The organism is Rhodococcus sp. BP-160 (genome assembly GCF_019836205.1).
Classification (GTDB): domain Bacteria; phylum Actinomycetota; class Actinomycetes; order Mycobacteriales; family Mycobacteriaceae; genus Rhodococcoides.
This window is the reverse complement of record NZ_JABUEK010000003.1, coordinates 627,271-642,902: the sequence shown is the minus strand read 5'-3', so window position 1 is coordinate 642,902 and position 15,632 is coordinate 627,271. Positions and strand designations below refer to the sequence as shown.

The window sequence follows — 15,632 nt, the reverse complement described above, 5'->3', positions numbered from 1 at the left end:
GTCAGGTCCAGTACAGGAGCTGCGCCGCGGGCAGGACGTCCCGTAGTTCCTCGGTGAACCAGCTCTTCATCTCCGCCATGGTGTCCTTCGGGTAGACGTACTTGACGCCCCCGAACTTCGAGCGCTTGGCCGAGCGCGAGTCCTCGTCCATCTCGAGCTTCGTGGCCGGGTACCAGCTCAGCAGCACGTCCTTGCTCGACGGAGTGAACCGGTGCGTGATGATCTCTGCGGTGAGGTCGACGTCCGGGACGTCGGCCAGCGCCGCCGCGATGTCGGCGAGGAGCTCGCCGTACTGCTCGCGCCAGCCGGGCACGGGCATGATCGGAGCGATGGTCACGCCCACCGGGTACCCCGCCTGTGCGAGCGCACGCAGCGCCGCGATGCGCGCGGGCATCCGAGCCGTGCCGCCCTCGAAACGGTTCCCGATGTCGCGGGCGTTGACCGACAGTCGAACCCGGGTACGCCCGCCGTGGTCGAGGCCGACCAACTCGGTGACATCGTCGAACTTGGTGGTGAAGCGGAGGGAGGCGCCGGGTCCGAACTCGCCGGCACCGACCCGCGAGATAGCGGCGGCCAGTGATCCGGTGACGTGCTCGATGCCGAGAGGGTCGGTGTAGCAGGACATCTCGAAGGTGGTGCCCTCGTGTCCACGCTCGGCGGTGCCGCTGGTGATGGTGCCGCGGCCGACATGCGTCGCGATCGGGGCCAGGACGTCGTCGAGATTGGCGTACACCCGAGTGACAGGTGGGCCCGACAGCGAGCCGGCGAGGTAGCAGTACTGGCAGTGCGCCGGGCAGCCCTTCGCCAGGTCGATGCGCCAGTCGGCGCTGGGTGGGATGGGTTGCGGCTTCAGTGCACTGGGCGGAGCGACCACGACCGCGAGCGTCGACTTCGCCCGCGCGTAGGTCTCCCGCTCGGACTCGCCGCGCAGCCCCGTGAGGCGATCCGCCGGGAGGACGTCGATCTCCGACACACCCGCCGCCTCGCACCGCCGCACGATCTCGGCGGTGTGTGGCAGTTCGGCGGCCGACTTGGTGATCATCACCCGCCGGGGTGTCCACAGGCGGGTCGGAGTGAGCAGTGCATCCGTCATCACCTCAGGTCAACGCTCGGTGTCGCGCGATCCTTCCCGCTGGTGATCGCGATTGCGACGCAGCGCGTAGGTCCGTAGCTTGCTGAAACCGCGCACCCGCAGGGGGCGTAGCGACTTGAGGTAGAACTCGTCCTCGCCCGACAGCGCGTCGGCCGTCTCGCTGTCCACCAGCACCGTGCCGGGGTGCGCGTTGCTGGTCAGGCGGGCGGCCATGTTGACCACGGACCCGTACAGGTCGCCGAAGCGGGCGAGCACCGGACCCACGGCGATGCCGACGCGCAGCGCGGGAACGTCGTCCCGGTCGGCGAAGGCGTCGTGCAGCTCCAGGGCGATCCGTGCCGCGTCCCGGGGGTCGGTGGTCTGGAACATCACCTCGTCGCCGACGTTCTTCACCACCGATCCGTGGCCGCGGGCGATGATCGTCGTGGCCACCGACTCGAACTCCTCGAGCAGCGAGGTCAGCTCGGAGACATCGAGTCGACGGGTGAGCGAGGTGTAGCCGACCATGTCCGCGAAGCCGACCGCGAGCACCGTGTCGGTCTCCCCGCTCGACTCGACGGACAGTGCGCGCCCGGCCACCGCGGCGAGATGGCGCCGCCACACGTAGTTCTGCAGTTTCTCCATGGTGGGCACCGTGTCCGCGGCGGTGACCCGGGACTCCGATCGAATGGCGTCCGGATCGGCGGCGTCGGCAGCGATGCGCGAGCGGATGTAGGAGTTGACGACGCCCACCTGCCACTCGGCCAGCCGTGACATCGACTGCCCCAGCGTCCGCGCGACCGCCACCTCCATCGACTTCTCGACGACGTTCTCGTCGACGAGTGTCGTGAGCAGGCGCAGCGCCTCGATGTCGGCATCGGTGAACATGACGGCGTCCGGATCCGGGCTGACCGGGAAGCCCATGGCGATCCACAGTTGTTGCGCGCGTTCGAGATCCACGTTCGCCAGCTCCGCGACCTGATCGCGGGTGTACGTGGGTTCCTCTCCCAGCAGAGTCTGTTCGACCTCGTTCTGCCGGAAGGTGGGCCGGCCGGCGTCCGGTGGGCCCTGGTCAGGCATGGTCGAGAGTCCGCTCGTAGACCGCCCGGACCTCCGCGATGTGCTCGTCCAGTGTCTCCGCCGTCCAGTCCGTCGTCGGGATCGGTTCTCCCACAGTGACGGTGACGGTGCCGGAGTGCGCAGTGAACGAGGACTTCCACATCACGTCGCCCGCTCCCTGGAGGATCAGGGGAACCACCGGGACCCCGGCCGCCATGGCCAGATGGAACCCGCCCTTCTTGAAGCGCCCCAACCGCTCCGTCGGCATGCGGGTGCCCTCCGGGGCCACGGCCACCGACACGCCGCTGTGGAGCTTGTCGATGGCCGGCTTCATCGCTTCGCGCGCCGCGGCGTTGTTCGATCGGTCGACGTAGGCCACGTCGAAGAGAGCCCCGAGGGGGGCGAACCGGGGGTCGCGGCTCAGTTCCTTCTTCGCGACGGCCGTGATGTCCCGACGCAGGACACGGGCGACGACGATCATGTCCATCGTGGACTGATGGTTGAACAGGAACACCGCCGGTCGGTGGCTCCAGGCGTTCTCCTCGTTCACCACGTTCACCGTGATGCCGGTGAGGGCCAGAGCGACCTCCGGTGCGACGGCGTTGGTGACGTTGGCGCCCACTCGGCGGCTGCCGCTGAGCACGCCCAGGGTCGCACCCAGTCCGGCACTCGCCAGGACCGAGCCGAGGGCGGCGACGCTGCGCACGGTGGACGTCAGATCGGCTCCGCGCGTGGGCCTGCGCAGCTGGACACGGGACCAGCCGCGGTCACGCGCCGTGCGGTCGAGTTCGGGGTCCGGGTTGAGCGCGACGGGACGACCGACGGTCTCGAGCATCGGGACGTCCTCGATGCCGTTGGAGTAGCCGAAACACACGGAGGTGTCGACGCCCTCGGCCGTCGCCCAGTCCTCGATCCCCTCGGCCTTGCGCGGACCCCACAGCGACCGGCCGTCGAGGAGGCCGGTGAGGACGCCGTCCGGCCCGATCTCGGGGTGGGTGCAGATCAGGTCGTCGAAGCGGAGGTCGTCGACCACGGGCTGAGCCTGGTACGGGGTCGCGGACGTCGACATCACGACGCGGTGACCGGCCCGGCGATGCGCGGCGACGAGGGTGCGGACCTGAGGAAAGATCTGCGAGGCGATCTCGGAGCGGAAGAGCCGCTGCGCCTGCTCCATCAACTCGTCGTGCGTCTTGCCGGCCAACGCGTGCACGGCCTTGTCCATCAGGTTGTCGACGGTGGTCCCGCGCACCCGCATCTCCACGACGGCGCTGCTGATCTCCCACAGCTCGAACAGGTCGACGTCGAAGCGGCGAAGACGTTCCTTGAACACGGCGGTCGCGGAGTAACCGTCGATCACGGTGCCGTCGAAATCGAAGAACGCCACCACGTCCGGACCCTTCGGAGCCTGTGCGACCTCGTCGAGCAGATCCTGGAACGTGTGTGCTGGGTGAGTGCTGGTCACCGGTGCCCTCCGGAAGCGTTGTCTGGTCGATCGGGTGCGTCCGCACCGTCGACGGAGTCGAGGGCCACGTGCACCATCGTGCGGATACGTCTGCTCACACGTCCCCACGCCGCGATGTCCGCAGCGAATTCCTGACGGCGGGAAGCGATGTCGTCGTCCTCGGTGGACAGGAGACCACGATTGTCGGCCAACTGCAGGGCGGTGTCGAAGAGCTCGTTCGAGATGGCCTCGCTGTGCTCGAGCTGCTGTCGGAGTCGCCGCGACTGCGCGACGCCCAGGCAGTCGTCGAGGAACGACACCTTGTCGAACTTCGCACCCGGTGTGAGGGTGAGCAGCTGGTCGGCCACCACCTGATACGCCTCGAAGATCGGCTGCAGTACCCGGTGCGCCAGATGAAAAGGCTGCGACTGCAACGACTTCAGCGCGTATCCGGGTCGATCGAGACCGGTGCGCCAGTGCGGATCGATGAGATCGACCTCGGCTTCGAGGCGCTCCCCGAACTCACGCTTCTCGCCGAAGAAGAACTCGAACTTCAGCATGTCCCGCAGTTCCAGCGCGGACTTCCACAGATCGTCGGCGGCCACCTCGCCCGTGGGGCAGTCCTCGGTGCGCAACACCACCAACTCGCCGATCGCCCGCATCACGAAGAAGTGAATGGCGTTGTTGCGGAAGAACGACGCGACGAGATGCTTGTCCTGCGCGAGCAGGAACAACGGCTCCGGGCCGTCGTCGAAGCGCCGCACCACACCGGCCGCGACCTGCGCGCGCACAGCGGCCGTCATGACGTCGATGTCGGTCAGATCCACCCCACCCGCCGTCGGGAGACCACGCTGCTGGATGTACGACGCCAACGGCTCGATGATCGACCACATCTCACGCTTGTTCAGCGCGCGGTCCTCGATACCGAGCATCGCCATCGCCACCAGCGCCGCCGGCGTCACCGGAGTGGACTCGTTGATGGCGTGCGACACCGCCAGCGCCGCACGCTGCACCGCGACCCGCTTGTCGTCGTACTCGTCGAGGAACTGCCGTGCCGACATCGGAGTCCCGAACCGCAGGTAGACGGTTCCGCGTAACTGGCCCTGGGCGCGGACGTACCCGATGGCCATCCGGATTCCCTCGGCCTGCTTCGTCGCACCGTGCGACTCCTTCGCCATCTCGCCGACCTCGTGCAACCGGTCGTAGGTGATGGACGTCGGGACGAGGTACGCATCGGCCGCCGTGCTGTTCTCGAGCGCGTCGAAGAGGTAGGTGAGCAGGCCGAAGCGCGGAGGCCGGAGCTTGCCGGTGCGAGACCTGCCACCCTCGATGTACCACTCGAGGTTGAACTTCTTGCTCAACAGGAAGCTCATGTACTGGCGCAGGGTCCACTTGTAGACCGCGTCGGAGAACTTGCGCTGGATCAACACCACACCGCTGCGCTTCGCGAGCGGGCCGATGGGCCAGAACCCGACGTTGATGCCGCCCATGACGTGATTGAGCGGGAAGCCCTGCTCGAGCAGGGCGGGGCGCAGAACCAGCGGGTCGAGGTAGGAGCGGTGGTTCGGAAGGAAGACCAGGGGGAACGACTTGTCGAGATCGCGCAACTCGGCGAGCTTCTCGGTGTCCACCTCCACGCGGTAGGCCCGCGAGAAGAAGGCACCGAGCTGGCCCCAGAGTTCGACCGCACCCTTGTTCTCGGTGGCCACCATCTCGTCGAGGATCTCGTGGACCCGAGCATTGACCGCCGACACCGGGGTGTCCACCGAGGCCGCCAACTCCGCAAGATCGGCGCGGAACTGCGAGCGCTCCGTCATCTCCTCGACGACGAAGCGCGGCACCTTGTACTCGCTGCCGATGACCTCACGCTCGGCCTTGTCCAGCGTGAGGCTGGCCTGCCGCGCGATGTAGGACGACAGGGAGCGGCCGGCCGTCGCCTCGAACCGCTCACGAAGCGCCGACAACGAGGCGGGCTCACCCTCGATGATGCGCGGCTCACCGCGGCGTGCCCGGCCCACCCGGAGACCGAATCCCTTACGCGGAGCCTTGGTCCAGCTCACCCGCAACGGAGTGATGAGTGGATCGGCGCCACCGGCCCGCTCGGTGAGTTCGTCGAGGGCCTTGCCCGTCATGACGACCGACTCCGGACGGCCGTCACCGTGGTGGCGGTCGATCCAGTCGTCGGCCGCGTGGACGTCGACGTCGGAGACCGCGTCGATGAGGAAGACCTGATCGTCGGAGGACGAGGATCTCCCCGTCAGCGGATGCTCGGTCGAATCCAGTTGAGACATGTCCGCTCGCCTTCCCCCTCCGATGCGCCACCGGTGGTGGGCCGTGCACGTGATGGTCCGCAACGCTACGCCCGGGACAGGTACCCCGGTGCCACTTTCACGAGCCGCCCCGGCCGCGGAACCGAAGTGGTGCATCCGTCACGACATGTCGACCTTCTCGTTGTCACCCACGTCCGGCTTGTCGCCCGTGATGCGCGACTTGGCGTACGCGATGAGCGTCGAAACCTTGGACCCCGGCGCCGACCAGAACTCGGCTCCCTCCGACTCCACCCGGATGAGGACGACCTCGTCGGACTCGGGACCGTTCTCGAACCACGCGGCGACGCCCTGGCTCCAGAGATCCTTCTTCTTCGCGTCGTCCAGCACCACGCTCGCGCGCCCCGACAGCGAGACCCACGACGTGCCCGACTGGAACGACACGTTGACCGACGGATCGGAACGGATGTCGGCCACCTTCCTCGAGTCGTTCGCGGCGAAGAACCACAGATCGCCGTCGAACTCCGTCTCCTGCAGGGCCATCGGCCTCGCCTTCAGGTGGCCGTCGGTGCCGTGGGTGGTGAACATGCAGAGCTTCGCGTCGGACAGCAGTTCGGCGACGCGGGCGGTGCCTTCGGTTCTCTCGTCAGTAGTCATGGGGCACGGCTACCCGCGGTGGTGGTGGCGCAACCGGGCGTGCAGGACTCGGTGCGTCGAACGGTGTCGGAGGGTCGTGCAAAACTTCTGTCGCGTCCGTTCTGCCCCACGCCCGGACTCGCCGATCCCCAGCCACGACCCGCTCCACTCACGACGAGAGGCACCCGATCATGAGCGCTCCCGCCCGGCGCCGCGCCCCCCGACCCGGCGAGGCGCTGTCCGCCGAGGACCTCTCGACTCTCGAGGCGGGGCTCGCGGCCGGTCGCCGCGTCACCGTCTACCTGCGGGAGGCGACGCCGTCCCTCGGCCTCGAGGCGGGCGCCTCGGCGCGGGTGATCTCGGTCGACGGCACCACGGTGACGGTGAGCCCCAAGGGCATCGACGACCAGCTGCCGTACGAGGCGGACGAGTTGCGTCTGAGCAAGGACGCGCCGGCGCCGGCGCGCAAAGCCACGAAGGTCGCTCCGCGCACGACGGCGGCGCGCCCGACAACCCGCCCCGCCGTGGTCCCACCCCCCGTCGTCCCACATGCAGCGACGCCCCGATCGGAGACTCCCGTGCCTGTAAAAGCAGCACCCGAGAAGTCGGTGGCCACGCCGGCTCTCGCGCCGGAGACGTCGGTGAAGCCCGCGGCTCGGCCGGCTCGGCGCACGAAGGCGCAGCCCGCGCCGGTGTCGGTGACCGTGACGTCGGGGCCCGACGATCAGTGGACCGTCACCGTGTCGCACGGTGCGAAGAAGCTGGCCAAGCCGTCGGACGTGACGGCAGACCGGGTCCTCCGCGCGATCCGCGAACTGGGCGACGACGTGGCTTCCGCTGCCGTCGAGGACAAGATCGAGGCGGCTCGGGCTGCCGCGCTCGAGCGGGTCGAGGCCCTGAGTCGGGAACTCGACGAGGCACGCCGCGCGCTCGATCGACTGAAGAACGAGTAGAAGCGTCGCGTTCCGGGTCCCGCGTATTGCTACGGTGTGCGTGACCTCGGAGGGGATACATGCTCAAGAAACTCGTGCTCGTTGCCACCACAGCGCTGGCGCTCGCCGGCGGGATCGGCGCCGGAACCGCGTCGGCCGCACCCGTCGCCGTGCTCGGTGGCGGATCCGGAGTGCTCGTCGCAGACAGCACCGGCAAGGGCAAGTTCGACTGCACACTGACCACCATCGGCAACGACGCCGCCGGTCGACTCGTCGGCATCACCGCAGGTCACTGCGGCGTTCCCGGTGATCTCATCGGCGCCGAGTACCTGCCCGACGCGGGCGCCGTCGGCCGCATCGTGAGCTCGGTCCCCGGCCTCGACTACGCCGTCATCGAGTTCGATCGGGGCCGCGTCGCACCGACCAACCGCGTCGGCAACGTGACCATCACGGGCGTGGGGGCGCCCGCGACCTTCCCCGGCATCATGTGCAAGGAGGGCCGCACCACCGGTAACACGTGCGGCATCACCTACGGGGAGCTCTTCCAGAACGACCGCACCTACACGCAGATCTGCGTCCAGCAGGGTGACTCGGGCGGCCCGGTCGTCGCCGGCACCACGTTGGTGGGCATGGTCAACGCGTACCTGGGCATCCCGTGCATCGGTCCCGAGGTGGGCACCAACATCCAGACGGTGCTCGACGACATCAACCGCGGCGGCGGCGTCGGTACCGGGTTCACCGTCACGGGCTGATCGCCGGACCCCAGCCACACGACGAAGGCCGTGACTCCCGAGAGGGGGTCACGGCCTTCGTCGTGTCGGCTGGGTGGAGCTGTGGATCAGTTGACGCGCAGGCACGCCTTCAGCGTGGTGAGGTCGCCGGCGAATCCGGGGCCGTCGCAGGTGACGCCGCCGAGGGAGTCGACCGTGACGGTCGAGCCCGGTGCCGCGATGGCGATGGACAGACCCGGGTTCAGGCCGAGTGCCTCAGCGACGGAACCCGGTCCGAACGCGATCGCGGCCGGTGCCGCGTAACCGACGGCCGAGCTGCTGGCGATGCCGCCGTTGAGGCCGAGTGCCAGGGCGAGGGCGTTGCGGCTGGCGTCGGCGGACGCGTCACCGTAAGCGGCAGCGGCGCTGGAGGCGTCGCTGGTCGCCGAGCACAGGCCGCCGGCGGGCACGGCGTCCGCACCGAACGGTGCCTGGCATGCCGTGACCGGTGCGGCCGAGGCGGTGGCGGGCAGGAATGCGGCGACACCGAGTGCGACGGTGAACGCTCCGGCGATGGTTCTCTTGACGACTGACATGACGTGGGTTGCCCTCTCCCGAAAACGATCGACGGCAACGATCGTTGCCGCGCCTTGTCCTCGAAGGATGCCCCCGCCCGGTATCAGCCAACTCCGCCGATGGTCACGGTCAGGTCACGGTCTTGTCACCGCACGGTCTCAGCTGCAGACGGCGCCCTGCGACGCGGACCCCACGAGCTTGGAGTACTTGGCCAGCACGCCACGGGTGTAGCGAGGCGGAAGCGGTGCCCACTCCGCCTTGCGTGACTCGAGCTCGGCGTCCTCGACCAGCAGGTCGAGCGTGCCGTTCGCGACGTCCAGGCGGATGCGGTCGCCGTCGCGGACGAACGCGATCGGTCCGCCGTCGACGGCCTCGGGAGCGATGTGCCCGACACACAGGCCCGTCGTGCCACCCGAGAACCGACCGTCGGTCATCAGCAGGACGTCCTTGCCGAGGCCCGCGCCCTTGATGGCTCCGGTGATCGCCAGCATCTCGCGCATGCCCGGGCCGCCCTTGGGGCCCTCGTACCGGATGACGACGACGTCGCCGGACGTGATGGTGCCGTCCTCGAGAGCGTCCATCGCGGCGCGCTCACGCTCGAAGACGCGGGCGGTGCCCTCGAAGACGTCGGAGTCGAAGCCTGCCGACTTCACGACGGCGCCGCCGGGAGCCAGCGAGCCCTTCAGGATCGTGATGCCGCCGGTCGGGTGGATCGGCTCGCTCATCGCGCGCAGCACCAGACCGTCGGGATCCGGCGGGGCGATGTCGGCGAGGTTCTCCGCCACCGTCTTGCCGGTGACCGTGAGGCAGTCGCCGTGCAGCAGGCCGGCGTCGAGCAAGGCCTTCATGACGACGGGAACGCCGCCGATGCGATCGACGTCGGTCATGACGTGGCGGCCGAACGGCTTCACGTCGGCGAGGTGCGGCACCTTGGCGCCGACGCGGACGAAATCGTCGAGGGTGAGTTCGACACCTGCCTCGTACGCGATCGCGAGCAGATGCAGCACGGCGTTCGTGGAACCGCCGAAGGCCATGACGACGGCGATGGCGTTCTCGAACGCTTCCTTCGTCATGATGTCGCGCGTGGTGATGCCGCGACGCAGCAGTTCGACGACGGCCTCGCCGCTGGCACGAGCGAATCCGTCGCGACGCTTGTCGGGAGCGGGCGGGGCGGCGCTGCCGGGGAGCGACATGCCCATGGCCTCGGCCGCGCTGGCCATCGTGTTGGCGGTGTACATACCGCCACAGGCGCCCTCGCCGGGGCAGATCGCGCGTTCGATGGTGTCGACGTCCTCACGCGACATCAGGCCGCGCGAGCAGGCGCCGACGGCCTCGAACGCGTCGATGATGGTGACCTGGTGCTCGCTGCCGTCCGAGAGCGTCGCGAAACCGGGAAGAGTGGAGCCCGCGTAGAGGAAGACGCTCGCGAGGTCGAGGCGCGCGGCCGCCATGAGCATTCCGGGCAGCGACTTGTCGCAGCCGGCCAGCAGCACGGAGCCGTCGAGGCGCTCGGCGCTGATCACGGTCTCGACCGAGTCGGCGATGACCTCACGGGAGACCAGCGAGAAGTGCATGCCCTCGTGGCCCATGGAGATGCCGTCGGACACGGAGATGGTGCCGAACTCGAGGGGATAGCCGCCGCCCGTGTGCACACCCTCCTTGACCGCCTTCGCCAGGCGATCGAGCGAGAGGTTGCACGGGGTGATCTCGTTCCACGACGACGCGACGCCGATCTGGGACTTGCCCCAGTCCGCGTCGCCCATGCCGACCGCGCGCAGCATGCCGCGCGCTGCGGTCTTCTCGAGACCGTCGGTGACGTCGCGGCTGCGGGGCTTGACGTCGGCCGTGTCGGCACTGGTGGAGGTGGTGGCGTCTGCGGGGGTGCTGCTCATGGCAAAAACCCTAGACCGCACCGGAATCACCGATCATCGGGCACCGCACTCGACCTCGGCCACCGTGACCGTTCCGTTATCAACCAGTGACCCGATCGCGACACTCGCGATGCGCTACCGCGTGGTAGCGCTGGCATCGTCATGCCTATCGAGAGCACGTCCCGCGTTCGACGGATCGAGGTGAAGACCGTGAATACACTTGTTGCACAGCCGCTTACGGATGATTCGGCGGTGTCTCCCGCGCCTCGGCCCGCGGCTCGCTCGACGGCGGAACTGTCGGCTCTGCTCCAGGCCGTCGGCTGTGGTGACCGTGAGGCGTTCGCCCGGTTCTACGACGCGACGTCCTCCCGCGTCTACGGAGCCGTGCTCCGGGTGCTCCGCGATCGTGGATTCTCCGAGGAGTGCGTCCAGGACGTCTACCTCGAGGTGTGGCAGAAGGCCCCCACGTTCTCGCCCGAACAGGGGTCGCCGGCGGCGTGGTTGGTGACCATGGCGCACCGGCGAGCCATCGACCGCGTGCGGTCCGAGCAGTCGCGGACCGATCGCGAGTCGAAGTACGCGATGCTCGACGCCGCCGTGGGGATTCATGACACGTCGGACCGCTTCCTCGACCGCCGTCCGGTGCTCGACGCGATGCAGGAACTGAGTGGCCGGCAGCGGGAATGCCTGTTCATGGCGTTCTTCGAAGGTCTCACGTATGCGGAGGCCGCCGATCGTATGGGCGTGCCGGTGTCGACGATGAAGTCGCGGATCCGCAGCGCACTCGCGAAGATGCGCGTCGATCCCCGCGTGGCCTGCCTGGCGGAGTGACCGTCAGCGGCCGTCCGTCACGGGCGGTCCGGACACGTCGCAGTGCATCGGTGTGCGACCCGTCGGGCGAGGTGTGCGGATCGAGACGGCGGCGAGTGCCCCGGCGAGAGTCAGCATGGCCGCACAGATGAGCATCGCGGCGCGGAATCCCGAGGAGAACTGCGCGGGATCCAGCTGCCCGGAGATGCCGACGATGCCGGGAATCGCGGCGACCGAGAGCAGTTGAGCCGTGCGCGCGACCGCGTTGTTCACCGCGGACGCGGTACCCGCGTGCGATGCCGGTGCCGCACCGATGACGGCCGCGGTGAGTGGCGCCACGAGCAGGGAGAGCCCCACGCCGAACACGACGACGGCCGGCAGCACGGCACCGAGGTAGGTCGATCCCGGATCGATGCGGACCATGAGTACCAGCCCGACCGCGGCCACCAGTGGTCCCACCGTCATGGGCAGACGAGGTCCGATGCGGCCGGCCAGCGCGCCGGCGCGCGCCGACAGCAGGAGGAGCGCCGCGGTGATCGGCAGTGTCGCCGTGCCGGCGGCGAGGGCCGAGTAGCCGAGCGCGACCTGCAGTTGCAGCAGCAGCAGGAAGAACACGCCGCCGAGCGCGGCGTAGGCCGCGAAGGTCACGATGTTCGCCGCGACGAAGACCCTGGACGAGAAGAGCGACGGCGGCACCAGAGGGTGGGCCGTCCGGCGCTCGACGACCACGAACACGGCCATGCCGACCAGGCCGATCGCGATGATCGGCCACCGTCCGTCGATCGCCCCGTAGGTCAGTGCCGCGAGAGCGAGGGCGACGACGGCAGCTCCGGGGACGTCGAGTCGGCCGGAGGTCTCGGGGTCTCGCGTCTCGGGCACGTGGCGCAACGCGACGACGACGACCGCGACGGCGAGCGGCACGTTGAGCAGAAAGATGGATCGCCACCCGGCGATCTCCACGAGCCAGCCGCCCAGCAGCGGGCCCACCGCGGACCCGATGCCACCGAAGCCCGACCACAGGCCGATGGCCGCACCCCGATCCTTCGGGTCGATCGAGGCCGACAGGATCGCCAGCGAACCCGGCGTCACCAACGCCGCGCCGATGCCCTGCACGACACGAGCGAGCACGAGGAACTCGACGTTCGGCGCCAGACCGCACGCGACCGACGCGACCGCGAACCAGATCGTGCCCAGGACGAAGATGCGCCGCCGTCCGACACGGTCGCCGAGCGAGCCGCCCAGCAGCACGAACGCGGCAAGCGTCAGGGTGTAGCCGGTGACCGTCCACTGCAGCCCGCTGACGTCGGCGCCCAGTTCGGTCCCGATGTCGGGGAGGGCGATGGTGACCACGGTTCCGTCGAGCAGCGACAGGGTCGATCCCAGCACCGTGGCCAGCACGATCCACCGGCCGCGCGCCGACGACAGGGGGACGGTCGGCGGGGGCGAGGTCACTGGTCGTCGAGACAGACGACGAAGGCGCGCTCGTCGTAGACGTAACTGCGTGACGACGGGCATTCCGACGCGTCGGTCGTGCCCTGCAGGACGTCGACGACCCGGACACCGCCGATCATCGGGGCGTCGCAGTCCGAGCGCTCCGGGTCGGGCGTGCCCAGATCCATGCATCCCCCGACCACGAAGTCGATGTCGAGGCACAGCGCGCCCTGTTCGATGCCGGCGAGCGTCTCGTAGTACGTCTGGTCGACGTCACCGGGACAGAAGTCGGTGGAGACCTCGGCAGACACCACGCGGTAGTTCGATTCGGGAGACCCGCACGCGGCCTCCTCGATGGTGGCCTCGTCGACCGTGCCGCCGAGACGCACGCAGTCACCCGCCTGCGCGTCGATGGAGACGTCGCCGCCGGTGCCGGACGGAGTGGTGGGGACCGGCGGGAGGATCGAATCGTTCGGCAACTCGGGCACCTCGGACGCGGGTACGGAGCCCTGCTGAGCGACGGGGGTACCGGTGATCGTCGACGAGCATCCTGCCAGCAGAGCGACCGCCGTCAGCACGAGGAGAACGGCCGGAGCGCGCCGCGTTCCCGGTCGCCGAGAAATCGTCATGGACGACACTGTAAGCCCGTTGCACCGTTTGTCCGACGTGTAAGTATTGAGCGGTGGACCTCCCCGTTTCACCCCCGTTGCAGCCCATGCTCGCCAAGGCCTCCAAGACGGTCCCCGACCAGCCCGACTCGGGGGATCCGGCGTGGTCCTACGAGCCGAAGTGGGACGGCTTCCGCACGATCGTCTTCCGTGACGGGGACGAGGTGGTGCTCGGGTCACGCGGTGGTAAGGACCTGGCCCGGTACTTCCCGGAGATGGTCGACGCCGTGCGCGAGGAACTGCCCGAACGATGTGTCGTCGACGGCGAGCTGGTGGTCGCTCTCGAGACCGACGGATCGTGGCGGCTCGACTGGGACTCGCTGTCCGAGCGGATCCATCCCGCCGACAGTCGCGTGCGGATGCTGGCCGAGAAGACCCCCGCGCAGTTCATCGGATTCGATCTCCTGGCTCTCGGTGACGAGGACCTGACCGGTCTTCCCTTCGCCGAGAGGCGTGCCCGCCTGGAGACGATCCTCGACACGGGTCGGACCGAGCCGCGGTGCCACGTGACGCGCGTGACCGCGGACGCCGCTCTGGCCACCGACTGGTTCGACCGGTTCGAGGGAGCGGGACTGGACGGGGTCGTGGCCAAGCGGCTCGACGGCGTGTACGTGCCGAACAAGCGCGAGATGATCAAGGTCAAGCACGCCCGCACGGCTGACTGCGTTCTCATCGGGTACCGCATTCACAAGAGCGGCAACGGTATCGGGTCGATGCTGCTGGGTCTCTACAACGGTGACCAGCTCCAGATGATCGGCGGCGCGTCCGCGTTCACGGACGCGAAGCGGTTGTCCTACCTCGAGGAACTGGAACCCTTGCGGCTCGGTGACGACATCGTCTCCGACGGCGAGCAGACCCGCTGGCGCTCCGGCATGGACCGTACGTGGATCCCGGTGCGGCCCGAGCGGGTTCTCGAGGTGGCCTACGACCAGATGGAGAAGTCCAGGCTGCGCCACGCCGCGCGCTTCGTCCGCTGGCGCCCGGACCGGGATCCGCTGAGCTGCACGTACGACCAGCTCGACGTGCCCGCGGACTACGACGTCTCCGACATCCTCGAGAGGTCCTGACCGTGGCCGCGAAGTCGACGCCCGTGATGCTGCAGGTCGGCGAGCGTGAGGTGAAGGTCTCGAGTCCGGACCGCATCATCTACGAGGCCACGGACCGCACACCGGACATCACCAAACTGCAGGTGTGCGAGTACTTCTCGACGGTGGGCGAGCCGTTGATGCGCGCCCTGGGGGACCGTCCCACCGCGATGGAGCGCTGGCCCGACGGGTATCGCGACGGGATGCGCCTGGCCACCGGCCCGCAGGACAAGGGTGGCGACGGCTTCTATCAGAAGCGATTGCCCAGAGGTGCACCCGATTTCGTCGAGACCGTCGAGATCACGTTCCCGAGCCGGAGGCGCGCAGAGGAACTGTGTCCCACCGAGCCGGCGTCGCTGGTGTGGGCCGCCCAGATGGGCACCCTGACCTTCCACCCGTGGCCGGTCCGTCGGCCCGAGGTCGACCGTCCCGACGAGTTGCGCATCGACATCGATCCCCAGCCGGGAACCTCGTTCACCGACGCCCGCCGCGTCGCTCTGGTGACGCGAGAACTGTTGGAGGAACTGGGTCTTCGTGGCTACCCGAAGACCAGTGGTAACCGCGGCATCCACGTGTACGTGCGGATCCGGCCGGAGTGGACGTTCGAGGATGTGCGTCACGCCGCGATCGGCCTGGGCCGTGAACTCGAACGCCGCGACGACGGCGTGACCACGGCCTGGTGGAAGGAGGAGCGCGGTGCGCGCCTCTTCATCGACTACAACCAGAACAACAGGGACCGCACCATCGCGAGTGCGTGGAGTCTGCGGGCGCGTCCCGGCGCCCCGGTGTCGACGCCGCTGACCTGGGAGCGCCTCGCCGAGACCAGCGACCCCCGCGAGTACTCCCTGGTCACCGTCCCCGACTACCTGCAGGACGGCGATCCCTGGGCGTCGATGGACGACGAGGCGTACTCGTTGGCTCCGCTGCTCGATCTGTGGGAGACGCTGCCCGGCGGCGAGCTCAACTTCCCCCCGGACTACCCCAAGATGCCCGGTGAGCCGCCCCGCGTCCAGCCGTCGAAGAAGGTGGCCGCCCATTGGGACGAGGACGGCAACCGGGCGCAGGAGTAGGCGA

At 68.9% G+C, this 15,632-nt stretch carries 14 protein-coding genes; 5 read left to right on the top strand and 9 right to left on the bottom strand.

All coding sequences use genetic code 11. The features are described from left to right. Position 1: 1 nt before the first annotated feature. The 5 genes from HQ306_RS14905 to HQ306_RS14885 form a co-directional block, all read right to left on the bottom strand. Positions 2 to 1,093, bottom strand: a complete 1,092-nt coding sequence (locus tag HQ306_RS14905) for a spore photoproduct lyase family protein (protein WP_222632262.1) — start codon at positions 1,091 to 1,093, stop codon at positions 2 to 4. Positions 1,094 to 1,102: 9 nt separating this feature from the next. After that, on the bottom strand, positions 1,103 to 2,152 hold the full coding sequence (locus HQ306_RS14900) for an adenylate/guanylate cyclase domain-containing protein (protein WP_051613418.1): 1,050 nt from the start codon (positions 2,150 to 2,152) through the stop codon (positions 1,103 to 1,105). After that, a complete protein-coding gene (locus tag HQ306_RS14895) occupies positions 2,145 to 3,593 on the bottom strand; it encodes an HAD-IB family hydrolase (protein WP_056441091.1) in 1,449 nt (482 codons plus the stop codon). The genes HQ306_RS14900 and HQ306_RS14895 overlap by 8 nt, the downstream gene beginning before the upstream one ends. Then, positions 3,590 to 5,863, bottom strand: coding sequence for a glycerol-3-phosphate 1-O-acyltransferase (locus tag HQ306_RS14890; RefSeq protein WP_027506109.1), 2,274 nt, complete (start codon positions 5,861 to 5,863; stop codon positions 3,590 to 3,592). The genes HQ306_RS14895 and HQ306_RS14890 overlap by 4 nt, the downstream gene beginning before the upstream one ends. Positions 5,864 to 6,001: 138 nt before the next feature. Further along, positions 6,002 to 6,496: a pyridoxamine 5'-phosphate oxidase family protein gene (locus HQ306_RS14885; protein ID WP_027506110.1), complete on the bottom strand. Its 495-nt coding sequence runs from the start codon at positions 6,494 to 6,496 to the stop codon at positions 6,002 to 6,004. 170 nt (positions 6,497 to 6,666) lie between these two features. On the opposite strand from HQ306_RS14885, the gene HQ306_RS14880 reads away from it, so the two are divergent. Both HQ306_RS14880 and HQ306_RS14875 read left to right on the top strand, forming a co-directional pair. Next, positions 6,667 to 7,428, top strand: a complete 762-nt coding sequence (locus HQ306_RS14880) for a DUF6319 family protein (protein WP_222632260.1) — start codon at positions 6,667 to 6,669, stop codon at positions 7,426 to 7,428. Positions 7,429 to 7,487: 59 nt separating this feature from the next. Continuing rightward, positions 7,488 to 8,159 (top strand): S1 family peptidase, encoded by a 672-nt coding sequence (locus HQ306_RS14875; protein ID WP_027506112.1) that lies wholly within the window; start codon positions 7,488 to 7,490, stop codon positions 8,157 to 8,159. A gap of 86 nt (positions 8,160 to 8,245) precedes the next feature. Here the strand turns inward: HQ306_RS14875 and HQ306_RS14870 are convergent, their stop codons facing one another. Both HQ306_RS14870 and ilvD read right to left on the bottom strand, forming a co-directional pair. Further along, positions 8,246 to 8,713, bottom strand: coding sequence for a DUF6764 family protein (locus HQ306_RS14870; protein ID WP_037185983.1), 468 nt, complete (start codon positions 8,711 to 8,713; stop codon positions 8,246 to 8,248). Positions 8,714 to 8,851: 138 nt separating this feature from the next. Beyond that, positions 8,852 to 10,585 carry a dihydroxy-acid dehydratase gene (gene ilvD, locus HQ306_RS14865; protein WP_027506114.1) on the bottom strand — a complete coding sequence of 578 codons (1,734 nt, stop codon included), beginning with the start codon at positions 10,583 to 10,585 and terminating at the stop codon, positions 8,852 to 8,854. Positions 10,586 to 10,816: 231 nt separating this feature from the next. Here ilvD and HQ306_RS14860 point away from each other — a divergent pair, with 231 nt between their 5' ends. Beyond that, complete coding sequence (locus tag HQ306_RS14860; protein WP_308115366.1) at positions 10,817 to 11,395, top strand: sigma-70 family RNA polymerase sigma factor; 579 nt, start codon at positions 10,817 to 10,819, stop codon at positions 11,393 to 11,395. Between the two features lie 3 nt (positions 11,396 to 11,398). Here the strand turns inward: HQ306_RS14860 and HQ306_RS14855 are convergent, their stop codons facing one another. Next, positions 11,399 to 12,889 carry an MFS transporter gene (locus tag HQ306_RS14855; RefSeq protein WP_222632256.1) on the bottom strand — a complete coding sequence of 497 codons (1,491 nt, stop codon included), beginning with the start codon at positions 12,887 to 12,889 and terminating at the stop codon, positions 11,399 to 11,401. Continuing rightward, the gene (locus HQ306_RS14850) at positions 12,823 to 13,434 is read right to left on the bottom strand and encodes a hypothetical protein (RefSeq protein ID WP_222629718.1); all 612 of its coding nucleotides are present in this window, start codon (positions 13,432 to 13,434) and stop codon (positions 12,823 to 12,825) included. The genes HQ306_RS14855 and HQ306_RS14850 overlap by 67 nt, the downstream gene beginning before the upstream one ends. A 53-nt stretch (positions 13,435 to 13,487) precedes the next feature. On the opposite strand from HQ306_RS14850, the gene HQ306_RS14845 reads away from it, so the two are divergent. Both HQ306_RS14845 and HQ306_RS14840 read left to right on the top strand, forming a co-directional pair. Beyond that, positions 13,488 to 14,540, top strand: a complete 1,053-nt coding sequence (locus HQ306_RS14845) for an ATP-dependent DNA ligase (RefSeq protein WP_222632253.1) — start codon at positions 13,488 to 13,490, stop codon at positions 14,538 to 14,540. Positions 14,541 to 14,542: 2 nt separating this feature from the next. Next, the gene (locus tag HQ306_RS14840; protein WP_027506119.1) at positions 14,543 to 15,628 is read left to right on the top strand and encodes a DNA polymerase domain-containing protein; all 1,086 of its coding nucleotides are present in this window, start codon (positions 14,543 to 14,545) and stop codon (positions 15,626 to 15,628) included. Positions 15,629 to 15,632: the final 4 nt, after the last annotated feature.